We start from the raw sequence: 3,093 nt of genomic DNA on the forward strand, positions 1-3,093 counted from the left end.
CCGTTCCCCCAGGCCCTGTGGGACCCGCTCGCCGCGTACCTGACCCGCCGGGGAGCCGAACTGCGCACGTCCACACCGGTCGAGGCGGTCACGGCCCTGCCCGACCGTGGTTTCACGGTGGCGACCGGTGACACCGAGGAGCGCAGCGACGCCGTGGTCCTGGCCCTCGATCCCGGAGCGCTGCGTGCCGTGGTGGCCGGGTCCTGCGGGCTGGGGGACGAATCGTGGCGCGCGAGGGTGGCGCGGCTGCGCACCGCACCGCCGTTCCTGGTGTCCCGCCTGTGGCTGGACCGGCCCGTCCGCGGTGACCGGCCCGGGTTCCTCGGCACCAGTGGGTACGGCCCCCTGGACAACGTCAGCGTCCTGAACCGCTGGGAGGGGGAGGCCGCCCGCTGGGCCGCCCGCACGGGCGGCTCGGTGCTGGAACTGCACGCCTACGCGTTGTCCGGCGGCGTCGGCCGTGAGACACGGCAGAAGGAGCTGCTCGCGGAACTGCACCGGGTCTACCCGGAGACCCGCCGGGCCCGGGTGGTGGACGCCCGCCACGAGTGGCGCGCCGACTGCCCGCTGTTCCCGGTCGGCGGATACGGCGACCGGCCCGCGGTGACCACGCCGACGCCTGGCCTCGTCGTCGCGGGCGACGCCGTACGCACCGGGCTGCCGGTGGCCCTGATGGAACGCGCGGCCACCAGCGGCTTCCTCGCCGCCAACGCGTTGCTCGGCAGCTGGGGGCTGCGCGGGCATCCGCTGTGGACGGTGCCTGAGGAGGGTCGTGGGGCTCTGCTGCGGTGGGCGGCACGGGCGGCACACGACGTGTGACGCACGCGGGGACGCGACCGGACGGTGCGCGGTGCGGGCCGCGCACCGGACCTGGTGGCGGCCCCGGTCACGGCCCTCTCAGCCCTGCTTGCCGCGGGCTCGCCGGAACCGGTCCAGGCCCTCGGACAGCGGCACGACCGGATCGGGGTAGTCGAGCGCGGCGCGGTCCAGGCCGGGCAGCTTCCACGGCTCGTGGACGGCCGGGGCGTCGAGGCCCGCCAGTTCGGGCACCCAGCGCCGCACGTAGGTGCCGTCGGGGTCGTACCGCTTGGCCTGGGTGACCGGGTTGAGCACCCGGTTGGGCCGTGTGTCGGTGCCGGTGCCGGCCATCCACTGCCAGTTGAGCTGGTTGTTGGCCACGTCACCGTCGACCAGCCAGTGCAGGAAGTGGGCGGCGCCGATGCGCCAGTCGACGTACAGGGTCTTGGTGAGGAAGCTCGCGGTGAGCAGCCGGGCCCGGTTGTGCATCCAGCCCTCGTGGCGAAGCTGCCGCATCGCCGCGTCGATCACCGGGTAACCGGTGCGGCCCTGCCGCCATGCCTCGATGTCGTCGCCCGCGGTGCGTTCGGTGCGCCAGCGGTCGCGTTGGGTGCGGTAGTCGGTGTGGGCGGCGTCGGGGCGTGCGGCGAGGACCTGGCGGTGGAAGTCGCGCCAGGCGAGCTGCCGTACCAGCGCCTCGGCGCCCGGCCCGCCGTGGCGGCGGGCCCGGTGGATCAGCTCCACCGGGGAGAGGGTGCCGAAGTGCAGGTGTGCGGAGAGCCGGGAGGTGCTGTCGGCGGCCAGGTCGTCGCGGGTGTCGTCGTAGGCGCCCAGACCGCGTCGCCAGTAGGCGGTCACCCGCTTGCGGCCCTCGCTCTCGCCCCCGGCGGGCAGGGCCGGCGAGATGCCGGGGACGTCGTCGCGTGCGGGCAGCGGCTCGCCCTTCACGTGCTCGGGGACGGGAACCCGGCGCGGGGCGGCCACGACGTCACGCAGTCGGGCCTGCGCCCACTGCCGGTGGTAGGGCGTGAAGACGGCGAAGTGGTCCGATCCGGAGGGGGTCACCTCGCCGGGCGGTACGGCCACGGTGACGGCGTCGTGGACGAACAGGCGGCGCCCGTCGGCCTCCAGGGCGCGCCGCAGTGCGTCCTCGCGCCGGGTGGCGAACCGGCTGTGCGCCGCCGCCATGTGCACCTCGTCGGCGTCCGCCTCGGTCACCACGCGGCACACCTCCTCCACCAGGTCGCCAGAGCAGACCACGAGCCGTCCGCCGCGCTCGCGCAGCGAGGAGTCGAGGTCGGTCAGGCAGTCGGCGAGGAAGGCACCGCGGTTGGGGGCGGCGAACCCGGCCTCCGTCACGGCCCGGTCGCGCACGAAGAGCGGGACGACCGTGCCGGCGGAGTCCAGGGCGGCGCGCAGCGGCGGGTGGTCGCGCAGGCGCAGGTCGGAGGTGAACAGGACGACTGAGACGTGCATGGGCTTCAGCTTCTCTCCGGTGGTTCACGGCGGCCGGTGCGTACCGCACTGTCTTCCGGCGGCGAGGCGGGTCCGGATGCGGTTCCGGAATCCCGTGCTTCCGTGCGCTCTTCCTGGAGGCGGGACGCGGCACGGACGATGTTGCGGGCCATGCCGCCGAAGACGACCGCGTGGAAGGGCGAGACGCTCCACCAGTAGAGGTGGCCCAGCAGTCCGTGAGGGTGGAAGAGGGCGCGCTGGCGGTACCGGACCGGCCCACCCGCGTCGCTGTCCACCCTCATCTCCAGCCAGGCCAGGCCGGGCAGCCGCATCTCGGCGCGCAGCCTCAGCAGCCGGCCGCGCTGGATCTCCTCCACCCTCCAGAAGTCCAGGGAGTCGCCCGCCCGGAGGCGGCGCGCGTCGCGTCGGCCCCGGCGCAGGCCCACGCCGCCCGCGAGACGGTCCAGCCGGCCGCGTACCGCCCAGGCCAGCGGGAAGGAGTACCAGCCGTTCTCCCCGCCGATGCCCTCGACGACCTGCCACAGCGCGTCGGGCGCCACGTCCGCCTCGAGTTCCCGGTCGTCGGTGTAGAGGCTGCCGCCGGCCCAGTCCGGGTCGGTGGGCAGGGGGCCGCTGGTGGCGCCGGGCACCGAGGCGGACGACCACCGGGTGGAGACCTGAGCCTCCCGGACGCGTTGCAGCGCCAGGGTGACGGCACGGTCAAAACCGAGTGGGTGTCCCGGCGGGCTGGGCACGTACTGTTCGATGTCGCGGTCCCGGCACACCACCTCGTGGCGCAGGGACTCCGTCAGCGGGCGGGCGATCGAGGCCGGTACCGGG

At 74.8% G+C, this 3,093-nt stretch carries 3 protein-coding genes; 1 reads left to right on the forward strand and 2 read right to left on the reverse strand.

Annotation, left to right across the window (positions count from 1 at the left end):
- Positions 1 to 819 (forward strand): FAD-dependent oxidoreductase (locus SSQG_RS00805; protein WP_039931713.1); only part of this gene is annotated, 819 nt, incomplete at its 5' end.
- Positions 820 to 897: 78 nt separating this feature from the next.
- Here the strand turns inward: SSQG_RS00805 and SSQG_RS00810 are convergent.
- Together SSQG_RS00810 and SSQG_RS00815 are read right to left on the reverse strand one after the other, a co-directional pair.
- The gene (locus SSQG_RS00810; RefSeq protein WP_003987739.1) at positions 898 to 2,274 is read right to left on the reverse strand and encodes a cryptochrome/photolyase family protein; all 1,377 of its coding nucleotides are present in this window, start codon (positions 2,272 to 2,274) and stop codon (positions 898 to 900) included.
- A gap of 5 nt (positions 2,275 to 2,279) precedes the next feature.
- On the reverse strand, positions 2,280 to 3,093 hold an 814-nt coding region (locus SSQG_RS00815), incomplete at its 5' end, for a DUF2867 domain-containing protein (RefSeq protein WP_158680977.1).

The sequence above is a fragment of the Streptomyces viridochromogenes DSM 40736 genome (assembly GCF_000158955.1).
Lineage (GTDB): Bacteria > Actinomycetota > Actinomycetes > Streptomycetales > Streptomycetaceae > Streptomyces > Streptomyces venetus.